21 protein-coding genes are annotated in these 25,226 nt (G+C 65.9%); 12 read left to right on the top strand and 9 right to left on the bottom strand.

What is annotated here, in order from left to right; all coding sequences use genetic code 11:
* Nucleotides 1–17 precede the first annotated feature (17 nt).
* The 4 genes from xylF to RP6297_RS18190 all read left to right on the top strand — a co-directional run bounded on the left by xylF (nt 18) and on the right by RP6297_RS18190 (nt 4,891).
* Nucleotides 18–1,028: a D-xylose ABC transporter substrate-binding protein gene (xylF, locus tag RP6297_RS18175; protein WP_004632537.1), complete on the top strand. Its 1,011-nt coding sequence runs from the start codon at nt 18–20 to the stop codon at nt 1,026–1,028.
* A 42-nt stretch (nt 1,029–1,070) separates the two neighbouring features.
* Entirely contained in the window at nt 1,071–2,618 is a 1,548-nt protein-coding gene (locus RP6297_RS18180; protein ID WP_009240148.1) for a xylose ABC transporter ATP-binding protein, read from the top strand.
* Nucleotides 2,619–2,624: 6 nt separating this feature from the next.
* Nucleotides 2,625–3,827, top strand: a complete 1,203-nt coding sequence (locus RP6297_RS18185; protein ID WP_009240149.1) for a sugar ABC transporter permease — start codon at nt 2,625–2,627, stop codon at nt 3,825–3,827.
* A 137-nt stretch (nt 3,828–3,964) separates the two neighbouring features.
* Nucleotides 3,965–4,891 carry an NAD-dependent epimerase/dehydratase family protein gene (locus tag RP6297_RS18190; protein WP_009240150.1) on the top strand — a complete coding sequence of 309 codons (927 nt, stop codon included), beginning with the start codon at nt 3,965–3,967 and terminating at the stop codon, nt 4,889–4,891.
* Between the two features lies 1 nt (nt 4,892).
* On the opposite strand, the gene RP6297_RS18195 is transcribed toward RP6297_RS18190, so the two are convergent.
* Together RP6297_RS18195 and RP6297_RS18200 are read right to left on the bottom strand one after the other, a co-directional pair.
* Entirely contained in the window at nt 4,893–5,933 is a 1,041-nt protein-coding gene (locus RP6297_RS18195) for a LacI family DNA-binding transcriptional regulator (RefSeq protein WP_009240151.1), read from the bottom strand.
* Between the two features lie 113 nt (nt 5,934–6,046).
* On the bottom strand, nt 6,047–6,940 hold the full coding sequence (locus tag RP6297_RS18200; protein ID WP_009240152.1) for a DMT family transporter: 894 nt from the start codon (nt 6,938–6,940) through the stop codon (nt 6,047–6,049).
* Nucleotides 6,941–7,038: 98 nt separating this feature from the next.
* Here RP6297_RS18200 and RP6297_RS18205 point away from each other — a divergent pair, with 98 nt between their 5' ends.
* The 4 genes from RP6297_RS18205 (at nt 7,039) to RP6297_RS22725 (ending at nt 9,472) form a co-directional block, all read left to right on the top strand.
* The gene (locus RP6297_RS18205; RefSeq protein ID WP_009277055.1) at nt 7,039–7,854 is read left to right on the top strand and encodes an AraC family transcriptional regulator; all 816 of its coding nucleotides are present in this window, start codon (nt 7,039–7,041) and stop codon (nt 7,852–7,854) included.
* Between the two features lie 572 nt (nt 7,855–8,426).
* On the top strand, nt 8,427–8,843 hold the full coding sequence (locus RP6297_RS18210; RefSeq protein ID WP_009240154.1) for a MarR family winged helix-turn-helix transcriptional regulator: 417 nt from the start codon (nt 8,427–8,429) through the stop codon (nt 8,841–8,843).
* A gap of 55 nt (nt 8,844–8,898) precedes the next feature.
* Complete coding sequence (locus RP6297_RS18215) at nt 8,899–9,291, top strand: tautomerase family protein (RefSeq protein ID WP_009240155.1); 393 nt, start codon at nt 8,899–8,901, stop codon at nt 9,289–9,291.
* A 46-nt stretch (nt 9,292–9,337) separates the two neighbouring features.
* Nucleotides 9,338–9,472, top strand: a complete 135-nt coding sequence (locus RP6297_RS22725) for a hypothetical protein (protein WP_004632518.1) — start codon at nt 9,338–9,340, stop codon at nt 9,470–9,472.
* A 4-nt stretch (nt 9,473–9,476) separates the two neighbouring features.
* Here the strand turns inward: RP6297_RS22725 and RP6297_RS18220 are convergent, their stop codons facing one another.
* Nucleotides 9,477–10,496 carry a GlxA family transcriptional regulator gene (locus tag RP6297_RS18220; RefSeq protein ID WP_009240156.1) on the bottom strand — a complete coding sequence of 340 codons (1,020 nt, stop codon included), beginning with the start codon at nt 10,494–10,496 and terminating at the stop codon, nt 9,477–9,479.
* Nucleotides 10,497–10,584: 88 nt separating this feature from the next.
* On the opposite strand from RP6297_RS18220, the gene RP6297_RS18225 reads away from it, so the two are divergent.
* The 4 genes from RP6297_RS18225 to RP6297_RS18240 all read left to right on the top strand — a co-directional run bounded on the left by RP6297_RS18225 (nt 10,585) and on the right by RP6297_RS18240 (nt 18,028).
* Nucleotides 10,585–11,727: an acyl-CoA dehydrogenase family protein gene (locus tag RP6297_RS18225; RefSeq protein ID WP_009240157.1), complete on the top strand. Its 1,143-nt coding sequence runs from the start codon at nt 10,585–10,587 to the stop codon at nt 11,725–11,727.
* Nucleotides 11,728–11,754: 27 nt separating this feature from the next.
* Entirely contained in the window at nt 11,755–12,960 is a 1,206-nt protein-coding gene (locus RP6297_RS18230; protein ID WP_009240158.1) for an acetyl-CoA C-acetyltransferase, read from the top strand.
* 13 nt (nt 12,961–12,973) lie between these two features.
* A complete protein-coding gene (locus RP6297_RS18235; protein WP_009240159.1) occupies nt 12,974–15,100 on the top strand; it encodes a 3-hydroxyacyl-CoA dehydrogenase NAD-binding domain-containing protein in 2,127 nt (708 codons plus the stop codon).
* 258 nt (nt 15,101–15,358) lie between these two features.
* Entirely contained in the window at nt 15,359–18,028 is a 2,670-nt protein-coding gene (locus RP6297_RS18240) for a bifunctional diguanylate cyclase/phosphodiesterase (protein ID WP_009240160.1), read from the top strand.
* Between the two features lie 63 nt (nt 18,029–18,091).
* Here RP6297_RS18240 and RP6297_RS18245 read toward each other — a convergent pair whose 3' ends face one another.
* Genes RP6297_RS18245 through RP6297_RS18270 form a run of 6 tightly spaced genes read right to left on the bottom strand, consistent with a single transcriptional unit; the run spans nt 18,092 to nt 25,197 of the window.
* Nucleotides 18,092–19,207, bottom strand: coding sequence for a diguanylate cyclase domain-containing protein (locus tag RP6297_RS18245; RefSeq protein ID WP_009240161.1), 1,116 nt, complete (start codon nt 19,205–19,207; stop codon nt 18,092–18,094).
* Between the two features lie 49 nt (nt 19,208–19,256).
* On the bottom strand, nt 19,257–20,264 hold the full coding sequence (gene cheB / locus RP6297_RS18250; RefSeq protein ID WP_009240162.1) for a chemotaxis response regulator protein-glutamate methylesterase: 1,008 nt from the start codon (nt 20,262–20,264) through the stop codon (nt 19,257–19,259).
* A complete protein-coding gene (locus RP6297_RS18255; protein WP_009240163.1) occupies nt 20,261–22,624 on the bottom strand; it encodes a hybrid sensor histidine kinase/response regulator in 2,364 nt (787 codons plus the stop codon). Before RP6297_RS18255 ends, cheB begins: the two co-directional genes overlap by 4 nt.
* Nucleotides 22,621–23,322: a chemotaxis protein CheW gene (locus RP6297_RS18260; protein ID WP_009240164.1), complete on the bottom strand. Its 702-nt coding sequence runs from the start codon at nt 23,320–23,322 to the stop codon at nt 22,621–22,623. Before RP6297_RS18260 ends, RP6297_RS18255 begins: the two co-directional genes overlap by 4 nt.
* Nucleotides 23,303–24,727 carry a CheR family methyltransferase gene (locus RP6297_RS18265; protein ID WP_037028618.1) on the bottom strand — a complete coding sequence of 475 codons (1,425 nt, stop codon included), beginning with the start codon at nt 24,725–24,727 and terminating at the stop codon, nt 23,303–23,305. The genes RP6297_RS18260 and RP6297_RS18265 overlap by 20 nt, the downstream gene beginning before the upstream one ends.
* Nucleotides 24,728–24,732: 5 nt before the next feature.
* Nucleotides 24,733–25,197, bottom strand: coding sequence for a chemotaxis protein CheW (locus RP6297_RS18270; RefSeq protein ID WP_009240166.1), 465 nt, complete (start codon nt 25,195–25,197; stop codon nt 24,733–24,735).
* Nucleotides 25,198–25,226: the final 29 nt, after the last annotated feature.

Here is a 25,226-nt window from a genome sequence, read left to right on the forward strand (position 1 = left end):
ACAATAGGAGACCTTTCATGATTTCCCGCGTACTGAACACCCTCGCCGCTGCGGCGGTCCTGACTTTCGCCGCCACCTCGGCCCACGCCAGCAAGGAAGCGCCAGTCATCGGTTTCTCGATCGACGACCTGCGCGTGGAGCGCTGGACGCACGACCGCGACTACTTCGTCGAATCGGCCAAGAAGCTGGGCGCGACCGTCAACGTGCAGTCGGCCAACGCCAACGAAGCCAAGCAGATCGCCCAGATCGAAAACCTGATCGCCCAGAACGTCGACGTGCTCGTGATCGTGCCGTTCAACTCGAAGGTGCTCGGCAACGCCATTGCCAGCGCCAAGAAGAAAGGCATCAAGGTGGTGTCGTATGACCGCCTGATCCTGAACGCCGACATCGACGGCTACGTGACCTTCGACAACGTGAAGGTGGGCGAGCTGCAGGCGCAGGGCGTGGTCAAGCTCGCGCCGAAGGGCAATTACTTCCTTCTGGGCGGCGCCGCGACCGACAACAACGCACGCCTGCTGCGCGAGGGCCAGATGAAGGTGCTCAAGCCGTACGTCGACAAGGGCGACATCAAGATCGTCGGCGAGCAGTGGACGCCGGAGTGGGACCCCTCCAAGGCGCAGAACATTGTTGAGAACGCGCTGACCGCCAACAACAACAACATCCAGGGCATCGTTGCCTCCAACGACGGCACGGCCGGCGGCGCGATCCAGGCGCTGGCACGCCAGAAGCTGGCGGGCAAGGTGCCGGTGTCGGGCCAGGACGCTGACTTGGCCGCTGTCAAGCGCGTGGCCGAAGGCACGCAGGCCATGACGGTGTACAAGCCGATCAAGCAGATCGCCGCCACCGCCGCCGAGATGGCCGTCGACCTCGTGAAGGGCACGGCGCCGAAGTTCAACACCAAGCTGAACAACGGCAAGAAGGATGTCGACACCGTGCTGCTGACCCCGACGCTGCTGACCAAGGACAACCTGGACAGCACCGTCGTCAAGGATGGCTTCTATACGCATCAGCAGATCTTCGGCAAGTAAGCAGCCGATGCAGTGGTCAGTCGTAGTCAGTAGGAGAACGCCATGAGCAGTAACGGCACCCTGTTCGAGATGCGCAACATCGTGAAGTCGTTCTCCGGTGTGCGCGCGCTCGACGGCGTCAGCCTGGCAGTGAGGCCGGGCGAGTGCGTCGGCTTGTGCGGGGAGAACGGCGCCGGGAAATCGACCCTCATGAAGGTGCTGTCGGGGGTCTATCCCTACGGCACCTTCGAAGGCGAGATCCTGTGGGAAGGTGAGCCGCTGCGCGCGCATTCCGTGCGCGACAGCGAGCGCGCCGGCATCGTCATCATCCACCAGGAACTGATGATGGTGCAGCAGCTCTCCGTCACGGAGAACATCTTCCTCGGCAACGAGATCACCAAGCCGGGGGGCCGCATGGACTACGACGCCATGCACGCCAAGGCAGAAGAACTCCTTGCCCGCCTGCGTCTGACCGACGTGAACGTGGCCGCGCCCGTAATGAACTACGGCAGCGGCCACCAGCAGCTTTTCGAGATTGCGAAGGCGCTCGCCAAGAATGCGCGCCTGCTGATCCTGGACGAGCCGACCTCGTCGCTGTCCGCCAAGGAAATCGAGGTGCTCCTGTCCATCATCGACGACCTCAAGCGCAGCGGCGTGGCATGCGTCTACATCTCGCACAAGCTCGATGAGGTCAAGCGCGTGTGCGATACCGTCACCGTCATCCGCGACGGCAAGCACATCGGCACACGCCCCGCCGCCGACATGACCATCGACAACATCATCACGATGATGGTCGGCCGCGAAATGACGTCGCTGTTCCCGAAGGTGGAACACACGGTGGGCGACGTGGTGATGGAAGCGCGCAACGTCACTTGCTGGGATGTCACCAACCCCAACCGCAAGCGCACAGACAACGTGAGCTTTGCCGTGCGCCGCGGCGAAATCCTCGGCGTGGCCGGGCTCGTGGGCGCGGGGCGTACGGAAATGGTCTCCGCGCTGTTCGGCGCATACCCCGGCCGCTCCAGCGCCGAGATCATCATGGACGGCAAGCCCGTCAAGGTGACCTCTCCGGCGGATGCAATCGCGACCGGCATCTGCCTCGTGCCAGAAGATCGCAAGCGCCACGGCATCGTCCCGCTGATGGCCGTGGGCGAAAACATCACGCTCGCCACGCTGGCGCAATACGCGCGCGGCTTGCGTGTGGACAAGGGCGCCGAACTCACCACCGTCGACCGCGAAATCAAACGCCTGCGCATCAAGACCGCCAGCCCGGCGCTGGCGATTGCGAGCCTCTCGGGCGGCAACCAGCAGAAAGCCGTGGTCACGAAGATGGTGCTGGCAATGCCGAAGGTGCTGATCCTCGACGAACCCACGCGCGGTGTCGACGTCGGCTCCAAGTACGACATCTACAAGATGATTGCCGACCTGGCCGCCAGCGGCGTCGCGATCATCATGGTCTCGTCCGAGATGCCGGAAATCCTGGGCATGAGCGATCGTGTCCTGGTCATGGGCGAAGGCCAGCTGCGCGGCGACTTCGTCAACCAAGGCCTCACCCAGGAGCGCATCCTGGCTGCTGCAATCAACGCTGAACCCGGCCGCCAAGCGGCCTGAATCGCCATGTCCAATATCCTGCAATCCCAACTCGCCCGTCAGAACGGTGGCAGTGGCGGCCCGCGCCTGGACGGCCGCGCCATCCAGCAATTGTTCGTGCGCTACAAGGTGCTTGCGCTCCTGCTGGCCGTGGCGCTCATCTGGGTGTTCTTCTACTTCCAGACCAACGGCACGTTCCTCAAACCCAACAGCATCTCCAACCTGTTCCTGCAGATGTCGGTGACGGGCATGCTGGCCTGCGGCATGGTGTTCGTCATCATCGCGGGGGAGATCGATCTTTCCGTCGGCTCGCTGCTTGGCCTGCTGGGCGGGCTGGTCGCCATCCTCACCGTCAACCTGGGGTGGAACACCTGGCTGGCCGTGGGTACGGTGCTCGTGGCAGGCGCGGCCATCGGCGTGGTCAACGGCTTCATCACGACCAAGCTGCGCGTGCCCTCGTTCATCGTTGGCCTGGGCGGCATGCTGGCCTTCCGCGGCTTGCTGCAGTGGAGCACCGACAGCGTGACGATCGCCCCGGTGCCCGATGACCTCGGCAACCTCGCGCAGAGCTTCGTGCCGGCATGGCTGGCGTGGTCGCTGGCCGCCGTCATCGTTGCCGGTTCGGTTGTGCTGACCGTGCTCCGCCGTCGTGAGCGCACCCGCCTGTCGCTCTCGCTCACGCCGATCTGGGCTGACGGACTGAAGCTGCTGGCGATCGCGGCGGCCTCGTTCGGCTTTGTCGCCGTACTCAACCAGGCCAGCGGCGTGCCGCTGCCGGTGCTGATCCTGCTCGTGCTGCTGGCCATCTTTTCGTACGTCGCGACACAAACGGTCTTCGGCCGTCACGTCTATGCGGTGGGCGGCAACATGGAAGCCACGCGCCTGTCCGGCGTGAACGTCGGCCGCGTCAAGCTGCTGGTGTTTGTGCTGATGGGCCTGATGTGCGCCTTCGCGGGCATCATCACCACCGCGCGTTCGGCCGCGGGGTCGCCCTCCGCCGGCGTGGGCGGCGAACTGGATGCCATCTCCGCCTGCTTCATCGGCGGCACGTCGATGCGAGGCGGTTCGGGCACCGTGTACGGCGCACTGATCGGCGCACTCGTCATGGCGAGCCTCGACAATGGCATGCAGCAGATGAACGTCGACGCCTCATGGCAGATGATCGTCAAGGGCGTGGTGCTGGTTGTCGCGGTGCTGATCGACGTGCTGTCGGGCTCCAATCGCGGCTGACAGCAGCTCGGTTCACACCACTCCAGGGCCCATTCGGCCCACCCTCCCTGATCCGGAACGATACGGCGGCGCGCGACGTTGCAGCGCCAGCCGCCGATCGCCCTTTTTTCTCCTCATCCCGAACGGAATTCGACATCGTGGCTGACTACCAAACCCCTGCTCGCGTTCTTGTGACCGGCGTGGCCGGCAACCTGGGCCGCAAGGTCGTCGAGGCACTGGCCTCCGCCCCGTGGTGCACGTCCATCATCGGCGTTGACTGGGTTGCCCAGAACGTCGAGTTTTCGCCGCAAGCGGCCGAACGTTTTCAATGGGTCAAGGCCGACCTCACGCAAGCCGACGGCGCATGGACGGATCTGCTGGGCAACGTCGATGCCGTCATCCACCTGGCCGCGATCCACTCCACGCCGGACGCAACGTGGGAGCAGGCGCTGGCCTCCTACGGCATGACGCTCAATGTGCTGCAGGCTGCGGCCACGCACGGCGTGCGCCGCTTCGTGTTTGCCTCGTCCAACCACGCGATGGGCGCATACAAGGACCAACCCCTTGCCGGCACCATCGGCCCCGGCAAACTCACCGCCGAACTGCCGCCCGCCCCGGGCACGCGCTGGAACAACGGCACGGAAGACGTCTACTCGCTCGCCTACGGAACGTCCAAGGCCATGGGCGAACGGCTCTGCAAGGCAGTGGGCGCCGTGTCCGCGGCCAACGGCGGCAAGCTGTCGATCGTGTCGCTGCGCATCGGCTGGGCGCTGCCCGACGACAACGACCCGAACGACATCAACTATTCCGGCACCGCCGACACACCCGTGCCGACCGAGCTGCCAGATGAAGCCAGCCGCGTCGCACTGCGCTGGTTCCGCAACATGTGGCTATCGAATGGGGATCTGCGCCAGTTGTTCCTCTGCTCCATCACGGCCGACCCCGCGCGCTGGCCAGCACCGGCCATCGTCGTAAACGGCGTGTCGAACAACCGCGGAATGGATTGGGGCCTGGAGACCGGGCGCGAGTTGCTGGGGTATGAGCCGCAGGATGATTTGTATGCGTTGATCCGGCAGCCCGCCTAAGTTAACGCGCCGGCGCGCAGGTCGATTCCCGAATCACCAGCTCATACTGCAGATTCTCGTGCACCGAATGCGGCTTCAGCCCCGGCAGGTGCGGGCGATGAATTGCAATGAGCTGTTCCACCGCGGCATGCGCCATCGCCTGGATCGGCTGGCGCACGGTGGTGAGCGCTGGCCAGAGCTGGCGTGAGAGCGGCGTGTCGTCGTAGCCGCAAATGGAGAGTTCTTCCGGCACCTTGATGCCGCGCGCCTGCGCCACGCGCAGCACGCCGGCGGCCATGTCGTCATTGCCGGCAAAGATGGCGGTCGGGCGTGGCTCGCAGGACAGCAATCGCTCGGCGCAGGCGACGCCCGATTCGAACGAGTGCTCGCCCTGCTCGACCAGCCGTTCGTCGACTTCGATGCCGGCCTGCGCCATCGCATCGCGATAACCGAATACCCGCTGATACGCCGCGCCGTGGGCGGGATCGCACACCACGAAGCCGATGCGGCGGTGACCGAGGCCGATCAGGTGCAGCGTCATGTCGCGCGCGGCGGCGCGGTCTTCGGTGTTGACGGACAACCCCTTGTGCTCGCGATCGGCAGGTGCCAGGCGCACGTAATCGATGCCGGCTTCATCCAGCGCCGTGATCAGCGACGGCACGTCCGACACCGGCGGCGTCAGGATGATGCCGGCCAGGGCACGCTGGCGCGCACTCTGGATGATCTGGTCAGCGAGGTTCGGGTCGCGATAGTTGCACGGCGTGAGCAGCAGGCTGTAGTCGAGCGCCTGGCAGGCTTCGAGCGCGCCATGCTGGATGTTGACGATGTAGTTGTCGGAGGGGTTGTCGTAGACCAGCGCGATGATGTCGGCGCGCTTGCTGGCCAGTCGCCGGGCCGCCGGGTTGGGCCGGTAGTCGAGCGTCTGCATTGCCTCGACCACCTTCGCGCGCGTCTTCTCGCTGATGTTGGGCTCGTGATTCAGCACGCGCGAGACGGTCTTGATGGACACGCCCGCATGCGCGGCAACATCATCGACAGTGACGGCTCCGGCGTTGCGCTTCATGGTCTGGCGATGATCTGGCGAGTGTGGTTCTGAAACACGGAACGGGCGCCATCATGCGCCCGCCAATGTGTTCGATTTTAGCGCCAACCCCTGAGCCGCGCGGCCGAAAAAAACTAACGGGCGCTCAATCCCGACCGGCCGATCGGCAGCCGAACGATGCCTTGCGCCAGACTCGCGCCCAGCAGGACGAGGCCGCCGCCTATCCAGTGATAGCCGTGCACCGTCTCACCCAGCATTACCGCTGCCATAGCGGCTGTGAAGACCGGCATCAGATTCATCAACACCGCCGTACGCTCGCTGCCGATACGCTTGAGCCCCTGCATCCACAGATACGACGCGACGATCGACGAAGCAATGCCAGCAAACACCACCAGCCCGATGCCCTTGGCCGGCACGGCCAGGCTGTGCGCCGTCATGGCCACCGGCACGAGCATGACGACGGCCATCAGCACCTGCACGTACAGGTTGAGCCACTGCCCGAACGGCAGCGCCCACCGGCGATAGAGGATGTTGTAGAGCGCGTACGCCGTGGCGCCGGCAAGCACGAGCACGTCGCCATGGTTGATGCCGCCGTCGAACAGGTTGGCCGGTTCTCCACGCCCGAGCAGATACAGCACGCCCAGGAGCGACACCACCACACCGGTCACGGCCTGCGCCCCGACCGGCTGACGAAATACCGCCACATTCAAAAGCAGGCCCAGCATCGGGATCAGCGCACCGATCACGCCCATGTTGGTCGCGCTCGTGCTGTGAGCGGCGTAGTACGCCAGGCATTGGTACATCACCATGCCCAGCAGCGCGAGCACCGCAAAGCGGCGCCACTGCGCCAGCACGGCATGACGCTGTCGCCATAGCGGCCCCGCACAGAACGGCGTGAGCACGACGGCCGCCAGCACCCACCGGTAGAACGAAATGGCCGCCGGGTCCACCACCCCGGCCGCGGCTTTCGAAACGATCGTATTGGCAGCCCAGATCAGCACCGCCAGCAAGGGATACAGCACAGGCACGACGGCCTCCTCGAACACCCGAACACGGCAGTGTAGTAATGTCCGGTTCAAAACATATACTTCAAACCAGACAACCTCACCCCTCGAAAGCGACAACCGTGGCTGACACCGTGTACACCGCCTTCCGCGAAGCCGATCTGCGTGTGCCCAAGGGCGCTCCGTTCTACTTTCGCTACGACCATTTCGAGCCTGAAACCGATATCGAGCCGCACACGCACCCGTGGGGCCAGATCAGCCGGATCAGCCTCGGGTTGATGGAGGTGGTGGTCGATGGCCGCCGGCTGACGGCGCCTGCCGAATACGTGATCTGGGTGCCGGCCAACCAGCCGCATTCGGCATCGATCCGGCAAGCGACGGATTTCCTCTCGCTGTACATGGCGGAGCCGCTTGCGCAGCGGCTGCCACCCATGGCTTGCCTGATTCCGCAAACGCCGCTGGTGCGTGCGCTGTTCGAAGACTTCGCCACGCGCCGCGTCACCGCCATGGCTGACGAGTGGGACTTGCGCCAGTTCGAATTGCTGGTCGAAACGTTGGTGCGTGCCGGCCACGCCGATAGCTACCTGCCCGACAGCACCGACCGGCAGCTGGAGCCCATCCTGCAAGCCATCCGCCTGGACCCCGCAGACACCACCACGCTGCAGCAATGGGCCGAGCGCGTGCACGGCACCGAACGCACCCTTGCACGCCGCTTCCAGACCGAACTCGGCATGAGTTTCCTGCAGTGGCGCAACCGCGTGCGGTTGCTGCGGGCGCTAGTGTGGCTCAAGGAAGACCGCCCGGTGCAAGAGATTGCGCTCGCGCTGGGTTATGGAACGGCTTCGGCGTTCATTGCGATGTTCCGCAAGCAGGTCGGGTTTTCGCCCGAGCGCTATCGACGGCAGATGTGTGGCGAGGCGGAGCGCCCCGCCGCATAGACCGTCGTCATCAAGCGACCGATTAACCGCCATCAGCCACCAAAGCGTAGCCCGACACAAAGCTCGCATCATCCGAAGCGAGGGAGGCCACGATGGTTGCCATTCCTCTGCGCTGCCGACACGGCCCGCCGGTGTGCCCGCCGCAAAGTCATACATCGCTTGGGCTGACGGCCAGATGCCGCGATGGTGAAACGGCGTCTCGACCAGGCCCGGCGGTCTCGACATCTGGAACGATCGTTACGCGCGAAACGCGGCGATCGGCGTTGTGTTTGTCGGGATTCCGATCGGTTCGAAGAAGATCGCCTCGTTCTACTTCGACGATGCGGACGGCGTGCTCAAGAAGATCGAATACAAGGTCCTGCAGCAATAACCCCATCACACCAGCCGCGCGCCACCCATGGCGCGGGCACGGCATGGCCAACGCCTGCACTCACGGCGGCACGTCAATTCCCCCAATCGCAACGCGCCCTCGTGTCTTGCTTGTTGCATTGAGCACGAACGAAAGAGGGATGGGCCACCAACACAAAAAACAAGTTGCATATCTAACCATCCTCACCTACCATCGACTCACCATGTTCGACCACTGCCTCTACTTCAACACCACCGCCCTGGCCCGCAAGCTCGACCGGGTCTGGGCAGACGCCTTCGCGCCGTTTGATCTCACGCCGCCGCAAGGCTTCATGCTCCGTGCGATCGTCGACCGCCCGGGCATGCTGCAAAGCGAGTTGTCGGAAGCGATGTCCGTCACGCGCCCCACGGCAACGCGCGCGCTGGATGGCCTGGAAAGCAAGGGCCTGATCGAACGCCGCAAGACGGAAGCCGACGGCCGCGAGACCGCCGTCTTCCCGACGCCGGAAGCCGTCAAGATCGGCGCGGCGTTGAACGAGGCGAGCGGCGCCGTCACCGCAAGGTTGAAGCGCGTGCTGGGCAGTACCGAGTTCATCGATACGGTGACGAAGATCCGAGGTGTGCGCTCCACCCTGACATGAGCGTGCATTTTTTTTGACCATGTAGTTGCATTGCTAACTAATAGGGGAAACCGCCATGCCCATCCTCAACGTCAAAGTCAGTGCCCAACGTTCTGCAGAGATGACGCAGAAGATTTCCACCACGCTCCTCGAACTCACGGCTCGCATCCTGGGCAAAGACCCGAAGGTGACGGCCATCGCGATTGACTATGTGGACCCGCAAGACTGGGTCGTCGGCGGACAGACCCTGGCCGCGCAAGGCAAGAACAGCGTCTATTTCGACATCAAGGTGACGGACGAAACGAATACCAAGGCGGAAAAGGCGCAGTACATCGCCGAGGCGTTCACGGCTTTTGCTGAGCTGCTCGGCAATCTGCACGAAGAGAGCTATATCTATGTGCAGGACGTTCGCGCCACAGCTTACGGCTACGGCGGCAAGACGCAGGAGTACCGCTACCAACACGCATAAATGTGCCGATCGCGTCTCTCCCACCAACTAAGGAACAGGTGAAATCATGAACCGCATGAGCGCTTTCTTCGCGGCCAGTTGGCTGGCCGCCGCGTTGCTGTACTTTGGCCAACATTCGTTGCCGCTGACCGCGCTCTCGGGGGTGGTGTTGCTGGCGGGGTTCGATCTGCTGCGTCCGTGACGCTTCAGCGGGTGCGGTGCTGCGCACGGTATTGCAAGGGGCTGCAACCGTGGCCGGCAGAGAACGCGCGACTCAGCGCGCTGACGCTGCCGTAGCCGCATTCATCGGCAATGTGGTCGAGCGGCTGCCGGCCCGTTCGCAGCAGAAACGCCGCCAGCTCCAGACGCAGGGTCGCCACGTAACGCCGCAGATTGCTGCCGGTGGCGGCGGCAAAACGGCGCGTCAGGCTCCGCTCGCTCATCGCTGCCTGGGCGGCCAACTCGGCCAATGTGGGAGGCGCTGCCAGTTCCCGCTCCACAATTTCCTGGATGGCCAGCATGGCCGTATCGCCGTGGCGCTTGAACTGCGCCGTCCACACGGCCATGTGCTCGTATGACGGCAGGGACTGCGTGAGCGCCGTGCGAAGCATCCGCTGCGATGCGCCCGCCCCACGGCAGTGATCGATGACGTACGCGCAGGCGTCCACGGCGGGGTTGATGCCGCTGACGGTGATGATGCGGCCATCCACGGCCAATGGCCGATCGGGCGTGTAGTGCACGTTGGGAAAATGCCGTGCAAACCAGGCGCGCTCGCTCGCCAGCCCGGTCGCTCGACAACCATCGAGCAGCCCCGCCTTTGCAAACAGCGGCGCCGCGTTCATGCCGACCACCAGGGCGCCGGCCTCGTAGCGCGTGCGCAGCCAGTCGGCGATGTGCGCCTCTTCCGCATCCAATGTCGCCTCCGGGGCGAACTGTGCGGGCACGATCACGACGTCGTAGGCCGCATCGGTCAGCGCGGCGGTGGCGGGCACAGGCATATCGCCAAAGCTTCGGACGGCCGCCCCGTCGGCTGACAGCACATCGATGTCGAAGAGCCGGCTGCCCATCACATCGACGCTGCGCGCCTGCATGGTGCCGGCCACCAGCAGCATCTCCTGCGTGAGAAACACGTAACCGGCAAACAGGCGCGGCGGCAGCAGAATGGCGATACGTGCCCGCGCGCGCAGACCGGGGCGTTTGGAGGCAGCTTTCGGCTGGCGCTTCATATCAAGAAGGTGGCGATCCGGATCAACCGGAATTGTCGCGGCCTTGTTGAAATACGGCAACCCATCTGCCGCCCATTCTGGAGCCGCCATGATTGCCCGCACGCTGTTCGATGCTGAACACGACACCTTCCGTGAATCCGTCCGCCGCTTCATCGACGCCGAAGTCCTGCCCCACCACGAGCGCTGGGAAGACCAGGGCTACGTCGACCGCGTCATCTGGGAGAAGGCGGCCGCCGCTGGCTACCACTGCGCCAGCATGCCGGAAGCCTACGGCGGTGCGGGTGCCGATATCCGCTACAGCACCGTGCTGATCGAAGAGATCGCCCGCGCGGGCGCCACGGGCCTGGGCTTTGGCCTGCACTCGGAAATCGTCGCGCCATATCTGTTGCACTACGGCAGCGAGGCGTTGAAGCGGCATTACCTGCCCAAGCTGGCGAGCGCCGAGATGATCGGCGCAATTGCGATGACGGAGCCTGGTGCCGGCTCCGACCTGCAAGGCGTGCGCACCACCGCCACGCGCAGCCGCGACGGCAGTCACTACGTCCTCAACGGCTCGAAGATCTTCATCACCAACGGCTGGCACGCAGATGTAGTGATCGTCGTGGCGCGCACCACGCCGGAAGGCGGCGCCAAGGGCACGAGCCTCTTTGTCGTCGACACCAGCATGGAGGGCTTCAGCAAAGGCAAGCGCCTGAAGAAGGTCGGCATGAAGGCGCAGGACACCGCAGAGCTGTTCTTCGACAACGTGCGCTTGCCCGCCGGCAACCTGCTCGGCGAGGAACATCGCGGTTTTGCCTACCTGATGCAGGAGTTGCCGTGGGAGCGCCTGCAAATTGCCATCACGGCCATCGCCTCGGCCGAAGGCGCGCTTGAATGGACGCTGCGCTACGTGCGCGAGCGCCAGGCCTTTGGCAAGTCCATCCTCGATTTCCAGACCGCGCGGCACGCGCTGGCGGAACTGAAAACCGAAGTGCAGATTGGCCGCGTGTTCGTCGACCAGTGCATCGCGCTCAAGCTGGCCGGCAAGCTCGATGCCGCCACCGCATCGATGGCCAAGTACTGGACCACCGACCTGCAATTCAAGGTGATGGACCGCTGCGTGCAATTGCACGGCGGCTACGGCTACATGTGGGAATACCCCATCGCCCGCGCGTGGGCCGATTCGCGCGTGCAGCAGATCTACGGCGGCACCAACGAGATCATGAAAGAGCTGATCGCCCGCACCCTTTAACGAGCACGACCTTCAGGACTCAACGTTATGGAAGCTTATATCTACGACGCCGTGCGCACGCCGCGCGGCAAAGGCAAAAAGGACGGCAGCCTGCATGGCGTGACGCCGCTGCGCCTGGCCGCCACCGCGCTGCGCGCCATCCGCGATCGCAATCAGCTCGACACGGCATTGGTGGACGACGTCGTGCTCGGCTGTGTGGAACCGGTGGGCGAACAAGGCGCGTGCATCGGCCGCGTGGCAGTGCTGTCCGCCGGCTATGCCGAGACCACGGCCGGCGTGCAGATCAACCGCTTCTGCGCGTCGGGCCTGGAGGCCTGCAACATGGCCGCTGCGCAGGTGATGGCTGGGCAGAGCGATTTCGCCATCGGCGGCGGCGTGGAAAGCATGTCGCGCGTGCCGATGGGCGCCAGCGGCGGCGCGTGGCCGGTCGACCCGGCGGCCGCCATCCCGCTGTACTTCGTGCCGCAAGGCGTGTCGGCCGACACCATCGCCACCAAGTGGGGCTACAGCCGCCACGATGTCGATGCCTATGCCGCAGAGAGCCACCGCCGTGCGCATTCGGCCAGCACGGCCGGCTGGTTCACGGGTTCCATCGTGCCGGTGCGCGACCAGAATGGCCTGACCATCCTCGACCGCGACGAGATGATCCGCCCGCAGACCACCGTAGACACGCTCGCGCAGCTCAAACCGTCGTTTGCGGAATTGGGCGAGCAATACGGCTTTGACGCCGTGATCCGCCAGCGCTATCCGGAGCTTGAGCGCATCGAACATGTGCATCACGCGGGCAACAGCTCGGGCATCGTCGATGGCGCCGCGGCCGTGCTGATCGGCAGCCGCGAGGCCGGCAAGCGCGCGGGCCTCAAGCCGCGTGCGCGCATCCGCAGCTTTGCAAGCATCGGCTCGGAGCCGTCGATCATGTTGACCGGCCCTTCGTACGCGGCCGAGAAGGCACTCAAGCGCGCGGGCATGTCGGCGGCCGACATCGACCTGTACGAACTGAACGAAGCCTTCGCCTCGGTCGTGCTGCGCTTCATGGAGGTGCTGGCCGTGCCGCATGACCGCATCAACGTCAACGGCGGGGCCATTGCGATGGGCCATCCGCTCGGTGCGACGGGCGCCATGATTCTCGGCACGCTGCTCGACGAGCTGGAACGCCGTGGGGCGAGCACCGGCCTGGCCACGCTGTGCGTCGGTGCCGGCATGGGCACCGCCACCATCATCGAACGCCTTTGAGGAGCGTGCTGACATGATCGACATCACCATCGATACCGACGGTATCGCCACGCTCGCGTGGAACCAGCCGGGCCGTGCACAGAACGTGCTCAACGGCGAAACCTGCGCCGCCTTCTTTGCCGCCATCGACCGCGTATGCGCGGATGCAAGCGTCAAGGGCATCCTCGTCACCTCCGCCAAGGCGGATTTCATTGCCGGCGGCGACCTCGAATGGCTGCAGGCCAGCGACGACGCAGCCACGTTGTTCGAACGCACCGGCGAACTGCACCGCATGCTGCGCAAGCTGGAAACGTGCGGCAAACCCGTCGCCGCGGCGCTCCCCGGTTCAACGCTGGGTGGCGGGCTGGAGATTGCGCTCGCCTGCCACTATCGCGTAGCGGCCGACAACGCCCGCGCGCGCTTCGGCCTGCCCGAAGTCACGCTCGGCCTGTTGCCGGGTGGCGGCGGCACGCAGCGTCTGCCGCGCTTGATTGGTGTGCAGAAGGCGCTGCCGATGCTGTTGGAAGGCAAGCGCATCAAGGCGGCCGAGGCGCTCAAGCTCGGCATTGTCGATGCCGTCGTCAACGCCGGGGAAGACGTCGGTGCCGCGCGCACCTGGCTGCTGGGCGAAGGCCAGACCCGCACGCAGCAACCGTGGGACATCAAGGGCTACAAGGTGCCCGGGGGCGCCATCTCCAGCCCCGCCGTGCAGCAGCTATTCACGGCGGCCAACGCCATGCTGCGGCAGAAGACCTACGGCAACTATCCGGCGGCGGCCAGCATCCTGTCGTGCGTGTATGAAGGGCTCATCACCGATCTCGATACGGGCCTCAAGACCGAAGCACGCTACTTCGTGCAGGCGGTGCTGTCGCCGGAGGCACGCGCGATGATCCGTACCCTCTTCTTCAGCCTGAACGCGGCCAACAAGCTGGCCGCGCGCCCCGCCGATGTGCCGGTGCGCCGCTACGCCAAGGTGGGCGTGCTGGGTGCGGGCATGATGGGCGCCGGCATCGCTTACGTCACCGCCAAGGCGGGGCTGCCCGTCGTGCTGCTCGACACCACGCAGGAAGCCGCCGAACGCGGCAAGGACTATTCCCGCAAGCTCGTCGAGAAACAGGTACAGCGTGGCCGCCTGCATGCCGAACAGGCCGAAGCGCTGCTCGCGCGCATCCATCCCACCACGTCCTACGCCGACCTGGATGGCGCGGGGCTCGTCGTTGAAGCCGTGTTCGAGCAGCGCGAGATCAAGGCCGACGTGACGCGCCAGGCAGAAGCCGTGCTGTCGCCGGATGCCATCTTCGCGTCCAACACGTCTACGCTGCCGATTACGGGTCTGGCCGAAGCCAGCCAGCGTCCGGGCAACTTCATCGGGCTGCATTTCTTCTCGCCGGTCGACAAGATGCCGCTGGTGGAGGTGATCGTCGCCCGGCAGACCACGCGCGCTACGCTGGCGCAAGCGCTCGATTACGTCAAGGCGATCGGCATGACGCCCATCGTCGTCAATGACAGCCGCGGCTTCTATACGAGCCGCGTGTTTTCGACCTACGTGCTGGAAGGCCTGGCGATGCTTGCCGAAGGCGTGGCGCCTGCGCTGATCGAAAACGCCGGGCTGCTGGCCGGCATGCCGGTGGGGCCGCTTGCGTTGATCGACGAGGTTTCCAGTGAACTGATCCACAAGGTCAACCAGCAGACCCGCGCGGACCTGGGCGCCGCCTACATCGAGCGCCCGGGCGAAGCCGTGGCCGAGCGCATGGTGGCGCTGGGCCGCATCGGCCGCAAGGCGGGCCAGGGCTTCTACGACTATCCGGAAGGCGGCAGGAAGGCGCTATGGTCGGGCCCGGCGAACGAGTACCCCGCAGCGGCCGCGCAACCCGACGTGCAGACGCTCGTCGATCGGCTCATCACCGTGCAGGCCGTGGAAACCGCACGCTGCCTGGATGAACGCGTGGTGACCGATCCACGCGATGCCGATGTTGGCGCGCTGCTGGGCTGGGGGTTCCCGGCCTTCCGGGGCGGGCCCGTTTCGCACATCCATCGGGTGGGGGTCGGCGCATTTGTCGAACTGTGCGACCGCCTCGCTGCGCAGCACGGCCGCCGCTTTGCGCCGCCCACCCTGCTGCGCGACATGGCAGACCAGGACGCCGCGTTTTACGAACGCTAGCCCTCCGCCGCGGCGCAACTACCGCGCGCGCGGCGCACGCGCCGGGCACGCGTTTCGCCGCCCAAACACTAAGCAAGGGTAACTCCGGGCACCGCCCACTCCCAGCAAACGATTGCGCTCCAGTTGGCCTGCGTCGTCGGTCGGGTTAAGACACATGCGGCCCGCTCCGATATACAGTGAGAGGCACGTGAATTGCCGACACCCAGGCACGCGGCACGCGTGCTCTAGGCAACCGGACACGCAAACGCTGGAGTGGGGATGCCCGCAGAGCAATCGAAGGCCGCTTCTGGTGGCACGACAGATACCCCGCCACGGCAACGATGGCGGAGCAAACTGTTGTCGCCGCTCAACATCGGTGCAGTCGTGGGCCTGCTGTTCATCTGGTCGTTCACGTTCCATCAACTCACCCAAGAGCACGACAGGCTGATACGCGATGCGCAGGCCCGCACGCGGGTTGAGGCACGGGCGTTTGGTGAATACTCGCTTGGCAGCGTGCGGCGCGTGTCGGAGTTCTTGCTCGATCTGCGCGCGAGTTGGCTGGCCGGCCGCGAAGTGTTCGAGCATGTCATCCGCGAGCGGCAGGAGACCGTGCGCGACCTGACCTTCCAGGTTTCCGTGATCGACGAGAACGGAATGCTGCTCTACTCCAGCATCGGCCCCACAACAGAACGCGTCGACCTGAGCCAGCGCGAGCACTTTCGCGTCCACAAGGATTCGGGCGGCCGCGATGCGCTCTTCATCAGCGACCCGGTGCAAGGCAAGGTCTCGAAAAAGTGGTCGATCCAGTTCACACGGCCCATCCTCAGGGCTGGCCAGTTTGCCGGTGTCGTGGTGGTATCGGTCAGCCCGGAACAGTTCGCCAGCTTTGCCAATACGCTGGCCGTGGGCAAGGACGGGGCGGCCACGATCATCCGCGAGTCCGGGCAGGTCCTGGCCCGCGTGCCCAACCCGACCGCGGGTATCGAAAAGCCGCCGCGCCGCCGCCAGTTCAACCAGCCGGGCGCGCTGGAAACGGGCAGCTACCGCGTGGTGTCGGGCACCGACGGCGTGGAGCGCATCATCGGCTATCACCATGTGCCGGAGATCGGGCTCTACTTTCTGGTGGGCGAGTCGGTGGCCTCGGTGCTGGCGCCTTACGAAAGCTATCGGCGCACCGCGCTGGTGGAGGCGGCCGCCTCCACCTTGCTCCTCGCGCTGCTGTATTTCACGCTGCGTCGCCGGGGTGCAGAGCGCAAGCGGCATATCGAAGATCTGCGCCTGGCCTCCATGGTCTATGCGTCGAGCAGCGAGGCGATGATGGTGACGTCCCTCGACGGGCACGTGATCGACGTGAACCCCGCCTTTACCGTCACCACCGGCTATTCAGCGCAGGAGTTCAAGGGCCAGTCCAGCGACGCGATCCGCTCCGAATGCAACGAGCGCGCCGTGATCGACGCCATGCGCGAGGGTGTCTCAACCAAGGGCACGTGGAGCGGCGAGTACCTGATCCGCCGCAAGGACGGCAGCGAATTCCCCGCGCTGCTCACCATCGACACGTTTGCCGACAGCGCGATGGGCGAGCCGCGCCGGGTTGTGCTGATCCACGACATGACGGAGAAGAAGCGGGCCGAAGAGGTCATCTGGCGGCAGGCCAACTTCGACCCGCTCACCGAGCTGCCTAACCGGCACATGTTCTACAACCGCCTGCGCCACGAGATCGCGCGAGCGCGTCAGGCATCTACACAGCTCGCGCTGCTGTTCATCGATCTGGACCGCTTCAAGGAAGTGAACGACACGCTCGGTCATGACCAGGGCGACGTCCTGCTCAAGGAGATCGCCCGGCGCATCTCGGCCATCGTGCGCGGCACCGATACGGTCGCGCGGCTGGCGGGCGACGAGTTCACCATCATCCTGCCGGACCTGCCCGATGCCGGCGCGGCCACGCCCATCATCCGCGCCCTGCTCGCACGCATTGCGGCGCCGCTGCAGCTTGGTGAGGAAAGCGTGGAAGTATCGGCCAGCATTGGCGTGGCGATGTACCCGCGCGATGCCGACAGCGCGGAATCGTTGCTCGTGCGCGCAGACCAGGCCATGTTTGCGGCGAAGAGCGCGGGGCGCAATCAATGGGCCGTCTTTACCCCGGCATTGCAGCGCGCCGAGCAGGAACGCCTGCGCGTGACCAGCGACTTGCGCGTGGCACTCACGCAAGGCCAGCTTGCGGTGCACTATCAGCCGATCGTCGATCTGCTGACGGGCAAGGTGCGCAAGGCAGAGGCGCTGATCCGCTGGACGCACCCCGTGCGGGGCGAGATCGATCCGGCGGATTTCATACCGGTGGCCGAAGACAGCGGGCTCATCGTCGACATCGGCAAGTGGGTGCTGAACCAGGCGCTGGATCAGCTCACGCAATGGCACGCCACGCTCGACAACACGCTGCAGGTGTCGGTCAACAAATCGCCGCTGGAGTTCCGCGCGCACCAGTCGAGCAACGAGTCCTGGCCCAAGGTGGTGGAGCGCCGGGGGCTTGCGCCGCACAGTCTGGTCGTCGAAATTACCGAAGGCTCGTTGATGGCCGACAGCGCCGAGGTGGTCGAGCACTTGCACGAGTTCAGGCGCGCGGGTGTCGACATCGCACTCGACGATTTCGGCACGGGGTATTCGTCGCTGTCGTACCTCAAGCGCTTCGACATCGACTTCATCAAGATCGACCAGTCGTTCGTGCGCAGCCTGGCGCATGATCCGAAGGACATCGCGCTGTGCAGCGCCATCGTCAGCATGGCGCACGCGTTGCGCATCAAGGTCATCGCGGAAGGCATTGAAACCGAGGAGCAGAAAGCGATCCTGGTGGCCGCAGGCTGCGATTACGGCCAGGGCCACCTCTTCTGCCCGCCGGTGCCGCCCGCTGCGTTTGAATCTTTTGTGGTCAACGGGCAGCTTGCAGAAACCTAGGCGGCCCCAGGGCTGCCGCTTCGGTCAATCGCCGGCCGTCACCTTGGCGGTCATCCACCGCCCCTAGAGACCGCGCGCCGCACCTGCGCCTTCGCCAATCACCGCGCGGTTCTTGCCTTCGTGCTTGGCCTGATACAGCGCCAGGTCTGCGGCTTCGATCAGCGTGGTGGTCGGAACGTCGTGCATCGGCGTCACCACCGCGCCGCCGATACTGACCGTCACGTACCCGCCCGTGGACGAATGCATGTGCGGCACCTGCAAGGCCTCGATCGCGCTGCGGATTTTTTCGGCCAGTTGCTTCAAGCCCTCGGCGCTGTTGCCGGGCAGCACAACGGCAAATTCCTCGCCGCCGAAACGCGCCGCCAGATCTCCGGGTCGGCCCAGGCATGCTTCCACCGTGCTGCCGATGCGTTTGAGCGCCTCGTCTCCTGCCACGTGGCCATACGTGTCGTTATAGAGCTTGAAGTTGTCGACATCGATCATCAGAAACGAGAGCGTCGTGCCTTCGCGTGCGCCGCGCCGCCATTCCGCGCTCAGGTATTCGTCGAGGTAGCGGCGGTTGGCCAGCCCCGTCAGGCCATCGGAATTCGTCAGGCGGCGCAGCTCGAGATTGGCTTCGAGCAACTGCTGCTGCGACTGGCGCAACGCGCGGTAGGCCTCGTCGCGCTGCAGCAGGTTGACGAACGAGCGCGAGTGATAGCGGATACGTGCCAGCAGTTCGATGCGGTCGGGCAGCTTGACGAGGTAGTCGTTGGCACCGGCGGCAAACGCCGCGCTCTTGATGACCGGCTCTTCCTTGGTGGACAGCACGATGATGGACACATCGCGCAGCACCGGATTGGCACGGTAGTCGCGCACCAGCGTCAGGCCGTCGGTGCCCGGCATCACCAAGTCTTGCAGGATGACGGTGGGGCGGGTCTGGATGGCGGCAACCATCGCCTCGTCCGAGCGCGCACAGTAGTGGAAATCGATGCGGTCTTCGCCGGCCAGGGCCTGACGAATGGCCTCTGCGACGATGGCCTGGTCATCTACCAGCAACACCATCACCGGAACATCGGCGGCCGCCGGGGTACGCAGCAGCGCGCGCGCGGCTTCCAGCGCGGCGTCCGCTGCAGGGATGGGCTTGGTTTCGTCCGGACCGTCCGGATCATCCGGCATCTCAGTTGGGTGGTTGGTCATGTGATGCTCCCCGTGTCTGGTTATGTGTGTTTGATGGCCCGTGCGTGCTTCATGCGCGCACGAGCGTGATGAGTTCGTCGGCGATGCGGCCAAGCGGCAGGATGACGCGCGCCGCATCCAGCGCGGCCGCCGCCTTGGGCATGCCGTACACCGCGCTGGTCGCCGCGTCCTGCGCGATGGTGTGATAACCCTTGGCGCGCATGGCCTTGAGGCCGATGGCGCCGTCGCGGCCCATGCCCGTAAGCAGCACGCCGATGGCGCTGCCCCGCCAGTGCTCGACCACGCTGTGGAAGAACACGTCCACCGACGGCCGATACGGCGTGCCGGCCGGCTCCGGCGTGTAGCCGAAGGTGCCGCCGGGCAGCACATGCATGTGGTCGTTGGTGGCGGCGAGCAGCACCTCGCCTGCGCGCGGCCGATCACCTTCCGCGGCCACGCGCACCGTCAGTACCGTCTGGCCGTTCAGCCATTCGGCCATCCCGGCTGCGAAGGCCTTGTCAACGTGCTGGATCACGGCAATGCCCGCCCCAAATTCGGCCGGCAGTTTGCCCAGCACGGTCGCGAGCGCAGTGGGGCCGCCCGCAGAGGCGCCGATCGCCACCAGCGGCACCACGCAGTCACGCCCTGGCGTGCCGACACGCGGCCTTGGCGCAACAGGCTTTTCCAGCAAGCGACCGATCTGGTCGATCTTGGTAAGCAACGGGTGGTTGGCATCGGCATCCGGGCCGCCGCCCAGCGTGGGCGTATCCACCGCGTCCAGCGCGCCGGCGCCCATTGCCTCATACACGCGCCACGCGTTGGCCCCCACGCTGCTGGTCACCACCAGGATCGCGCACGGGTTGCTTGACGCCATGATGCGGCGGGTGGCTTCAACACCGTCAAAGCGCGGCATGATCAGATCCATCAGCACCACGTCAGGCGGTTGCGCGGCGCAAAATTCCACCGCCTGCGCCCCGTCGGTCGCCACCCACAGCACGCGGTGCTCCGGCCTGCGCGCGATGGTGCGGCGCATGGCTTCCACCGCCAGCGGCATATCGTTGACGATGCCGATATTCATGTCCGCGCTTCTCCAATCAGGTCGCGCACTGCGTCGAGCAGTGCTTCATCGTGGAAACTGCCCTTTGCAAGGTAGTAGTCCGCGCCGGCATCCAGGCCGCGGCGGCGGTCTTCTTCGCGGTCCTTGTACGACACCACCATCACCGGCAGCGCCTTGAGCGCGGCATCGCGCTTGATCAGCGTGACCAGCTCGATGCCGTCCATGCGCGGCATGTCGATGTCGGTGACGACGAGGTCGAAGTCGGCGCCACGCAAGGCGTTCCAGCCGTCCATGCCGTCCACCGCCACGGTGACCGCATAGCCGCGTTTTTCCAGCAGCTTGCGCTCCAGCTCGCGCACTGTCAGCGAATCGTCCACCACCAGCACGTGCTTGCGCTGCTGCACGGCCACGCCCTGCGCCCGCTGCACCTTGTCGAGCTGCCCCCCGCGCACGAGCTTGTCGACCGAACGCAGCAGGTCGTCCACATCGACGATCAGCACCGCGTCGCCGTTCTCCATCAATGCACCGGCGGCGATGTCGCGCACCTTGCCAAGCCGCGCGTCGAGCGGCTGCACCACCAGCATGCGTTCACCCAGAAAGCGATCGACGGCGATGCCGTAGGTTTCGGCGCCCTCGCCAATGACGACCACCGGCACGCTGTCACGCGCTTCACCGGGCGGCTGCGTGCCGAGCAACTGATGCGCCGTCACCAAACCCACCGGGCGGCCTTCGAAGCTGAAATGCTGCTGCCCTTCCAGCATGTCGATCTCGGCGCGGGCCAGCTCCAGCGTGCGCCGCACATAGGCCAGCGGAAACGCGTAGGCCTCGCCGCCCACGTCCACCAGCAGGCTGCGGATGACGGACAGCGTGAGCGGCAACTGCAGCATGAAGCGCGTACCGCGCCCCGGCTCGTTGTGGATGCGAACCGTGCCGCGCACTGCCTTGACCATCTCGTGCACGGCATCGAGCCCGACGCCGCGGCCGGACACATCCGTCACCTGCTCACGCATCGAGAAGCCCGGCAACAGCAGGAAGTCGAGCAACTCGTGGTCCGACAGGCGGCTGGCGGTGTCCGCGTCGGACAACCGCCGCCGCACCACGGCCGCGCGCACCGCTTCCAGGTCAATGCCGGCGCCATCGTCCGCCACGGTAATCAGCAGCTTGCCGGCGCTGTGGCGCGCCTCCAGCGTAATGGAGGCCTCTGCCGGCTTGCCCTGGGCTTCACGGGCTTGCGGCGTTTCCACGCCGTGGTCAACGGCGTTGCGCAGCAGGTGGCCCAGCGGGGCATCGAGCATGTCGAGAATGTCGCGGTCAACCTGCGTGGCCTCGCCGACGACGTTGAAGCGCACCCGCTTGCCCAACGAGCGGGCCAGGTCGCGCACCACGCGCGGATAGGCATGCGTGGCATCTCCGAAGGGACGCATGCGGCATTGCAGGGCCTCGTCATACAACTGCTGCGCAAGGTGCGTGCTGCGCCGGTCGAAGCGATCAAGATCGTCGATATGCTCGCCCAACGTCTGCTGCATGTTGCCGAACATCTGACGCACGTCGTTGAGTGCGGCGTGCATGTCGGCGTCCGCATGGCGGTCGAGCCGTTCGACCAGCGTCTCGTAGAGCGCGTCCAGCGCCAGCGCGGCGGCACGGTGGCTGCGTTTGACGCGCAGCATGGATTCACCGAACGGCTTGAGCCAGCGGGATTCCACCAGCGATTCACCCGACAGGCTGAGCAGGCGGTCGAGGTTGTCGGCACGCACACGCAGCATGCGGTGCGGATCGCGCGTGGTGCCGATGGGCGCACGGTTCGGTGCGGGTGCCGACGGCTCGGGCGCTCGTGCCGGTGACGCCGGTGACGCCGGTGGTGCCGGGGGAGTTGACAAGGCTGCCACTTCGGCGTTCAGCAGCGCCATCGCAGCTTTCATCGTGGCGTCTTCGGCGGCCGGTTCAGCGTCGGCAAACGTTGTAGCCGCAGGCGCAAGCGCAGCCGCAGCGCCCTCGGGCGCGGAGAATGCGGCCAGCACGGCATCCACTTCGGCGCGCGGAACCTGCCCGGCGGTGCCGGGTTGACCGACGCGCAGCAACAGATCCGTGCCGCGCAACAACACATCGACATGCGCGGCGGTCAGCACGAGCGTGGCGCGCTGTGCTGCAACGAACCACTCCTCCATGCGGTGCGCAACGTCCACACCGTCCTGCAGGCCAACGATGCGCGCGGCACCCTTGAGTGAATGTGCGGCGCGCATGCAGGCTTCCAGCGCCGCGGCATCGGTGGGCGCGCGCTCCAGCGTCAGCAGGCCGGTGGAAAGCACACGCGTCTGCGTCTGCGCCTCCTCATGGAACAGGGCCAGCAGCGATTGGCGGCCCAGATCTTCATCCACGCTCATCGCAGGCTCCGGGCAATCGAATCGAACACGCGATCGGTGTCAAGCAGGCCAATGGTGACATCGCGCCACGCCAGCACGCCGCGCGCGTGGGCCGTGGTGGCGTGCGTGAGCGTGGACGGCACCGGCAGCAGCGCAGTGGCCGGAAAGCGCAGCACGCCCTCCACCTCGTCCACGGGAAAAACGGCAGGTTCATCGTGGTGCGCTGCCACGAGCAGCCGCGCATAGCCATTGCGCCCGGCGTACTTGCTGCCCGTGCGGTCCAGGCCGAGCAGCTCGCCCAGCGACACCGCCACTGTCAGCGCCCCGCGAATGTTGACCAGCCCCAGCACCACCCGGTTACGCCGATGCGGCAAGGTGTGGATGGCGCGCGGCGTATCGATCTGCCGCAGCGCGGCGGCCGGCAGCGCGAGCCATTCGTCGGCGATGCGGAAAACGAGCACGGCCAGCTCCGCACTGGCGTGCTCCAGCGCCCGCAGCGGCACGGCCGTGCGATGCGCCTGCGCGGCGGCTTCCAGATCGGCATCGCTCAGCGCGCGATCGAGCAGCGCAGCCGCCCCCTCTTCGAAGACGGGGCAATTCAGGCAGCGCGAATACGTGGCAAGGCGCGGGCAGGATTGATCGCCGCGCGTGCCGATGCGGTTCCAGCAGTCATCAACGAGCGTGGTAACGCCCGCGTGGTCATGGACGGCGTGCGCCATGCGTTCCTCGTGTGTGCTCCGGTGTTTCGGATTCGGATGATGCGGATGGCCTCTTGCCCTGGCGTGCCAGCGCGCGCTCCGCACGCAGCATGAGCTGGCGTGCGGCCACGGTGTCGCCCGCCACGTCGAGCAGCGCGGCAAGATGCGTCAGCGCTTCATAGTGCGCGGGTTCCAGGTACAGCGCCTTGCGATAGAAATCGCCGGCATCGGCATGGCGGCCGCGCGCATCGGCAATCAGGCCGAGCAGGTAAAACGTATCGGCTTCGGGTGCGCGCAGGTTGGCGATCTCCAGCGCCACGCGCTCGGCCTCGTCCAGATTGCCGGCGTCGGCCAGCCGCCGCGCTTGTGCCACCGTGGGCGGCTCACCGAGCACGGCCTCAATCTCGGGAATGGTGGGCAGCAACGGGCGAGCGGCGAGGCCCAAGGGCGCCGGGTTGGGTCTGGAGGGGGCCGGCACACGCGCCGCCACGGGCCGCACCGGCACCGACGGCAAAGCCACGCCGGGCAGACCGACCGCAGCGGAAACCGGCTCGGGCGGCAGCGGCAAACGGAACGGCAACGGTGCCCGCGCCCCCGTCTCGGTTGCGGCGGTGCGTTGAAATGCAAACGCCAGCGGAATCCGCGCTGACGTCATGGCATGGCGCATCATCAGGCCGGTTTCAGCGGGGCCGACGAAGATCATGCCGTCTTCCGCCAGTTGTGAATCGAGCCGGCGGATCGCCTGGTCCTGTGCATCACGGTGGAAATAGATCAGCACGTTGCGGCAGAAGATGAAGTCGTAGCGCGTGTCATCGGGCGGCGCGTCCGATAGGTTGCCTTGCGCGAAGCGCACCAGCCCGCGCACGGTATCACTCAACTGCCAGCTGCCGTCGGCGCCGGTGAAATGCCGGTCGCGGAAGGTGAGCGGATAGCCTCGGAACGCATTGCGCCCGTAAACGGCACGCCGTGCCTGTTCAATGGCGCGTGCGCTGATGTCGATGGCGTCGATGGTGAAGCGTGCGGGGTCGATGCCGGCATCGAGCAAGGCCATTGCCGCGGAATACGGCTCTTCGCCGGTCGAGCACGGCGCACTCAGGATGCGCAGTACGCGCATCGGCTCGCGTGCGAGTTTTTCGCCCACCACACGGGCAAGCGTGACGAAAGCCTCCCGGTCTCGGAAGAACCACGTTTCGGGCACCACCAACGCCTCGATCAGGGCCTGCCGTTCGTCGGGCGCGGTGTTCAGGCGCAGCCAGTACGCGTCGAGCGCCGCCGCGTCCACCGTGTCGCGCATGCCGCGCGCGGCGAGCATTGCACGCGTGCGGTCGAGCACAGCACGCTCCAGGGTGTTCGTGCCGAGCGACGGCGCGTCAATGCCGGTCTCATGCGAGAGCCAGGCTTCAAAGCGGGGGTCGACGGCCACCATGATGTTCAGCCAACGGCTGCTGGAAACAGCAGCGCACGCACGTGCGCGTCCAGCATCGCCTCGGTGTCCACGCGCTGAACGAGACCGTCGTCCAGGCTGGCCACGGGGCCCAACCAGCGGGCATCGGGCGTGGCGACACCGCTGGCGGCAAAGCTGGCATCGTCGATACGTCGGGTGTGCGTGGCGTGCTCCAGCACCAGGCCCAGCAGTGGTGCGTCGTCACCGCGGATGCCGGCTTCATAGCGCACCAGCACCAGACGCGTGGAGCGCAGCGGCCGCGCCGGACGGCCCAGCGCAAGCTGGGGCACGTCGATCACCGGCACGGGAGCGCCATGCCGTTCGATCACGCCGGCCACCCACGCTGGCGTACCCGGAATCGACTTGGTGGCAGCCAGCGGCAGCACTTCAGCAATCTGCGCCACGTTCAGCGCATAGCGGTCGCCATCGAGTTGGAACAGGAGGTAAAGCATGGCGATTCTCGCTACGGCAAAAACACCTC

It is taken from the genome of Ralstonia pickettii (assembly GCF_016466415.2).
GTDB classification, from domain to species: Bacteria; Pseudomonadota; Gammaproteobacteria; order Burkholderiales; family Burkholderiaceae; genus Ralstonia; species Ralstonia pickettii.